Raw genomic sequence first — 554 nt, forward strand, 5'->3', positions numbered from 1 at the left:
ATCGGCATATACACCGCGCCGCAGGCATCGCCCTGGCGCGCCTTCCACAGCAATGGAGTGACCACGGTTTCGGTGGGGCCGTAGCCGTTGAACAGGTAGGTGGGGCGCAGCGCGCGCCAGGCCAGGTCGTAGCTGGCCTGAGCCACCGCATCGCCGCCGAAGCAGTAGACCCGCACCGCCGGCGGGTTGCCGTCGCGCTCGGCGTGTTCCGCCAGCTGTTGCAGGTACACCGGTGGGAATACCCCCACGGTGACGCCATGTCGATGCATCTCGGCGTAGGTCTGCTCCGGCAGCCACAGGCTGTCGTCGCGGATCAGTACCCGGGCGCCGTTGATCAACGGATGCATCCAGCCTTCATGGGAGCCGTCGAAGGCGAAAGACATGAAATGCAGCTCGCAATCGGCTGCGGTCATCTCATAACGCTCGCCGGTGGCAATGATGTGCGCCACCAGCGGGCCGTGAGACACCGCCACGCCCTTGGGCATGCCGGTGGAGCCGGAGGTGTAGATCACATAGGCCAGGTTATCTCCATCCAGGGCCACTTGTGGTGCGCT

At 65.3% G+C, this 554-nt stretch carries 1 protein-coding gene; it reads right to left on the bottom strand.

Annotation, left to right across the window (positions count from 1 at the left end; all coding sequences use genetic code 11):
* Positions 1 to 554 (bottom strand): AMP-binding protein (locus GWQ44_RS30805; RefSeq protein WP_275929106.1); only part of this gene is annotated, 554 nt, incomplete at both ends.

Source organism: Pseudomonas sp. 3MA1, from assembly GCF_029237275.1.
GTDB lineage: Bacteria > Pseudomonadota > Gammaproteobacteria > Pseudomonadales > Pseudomonadaceae > Aquipseudomonas > Aquipseudomonas fluorescens_AP.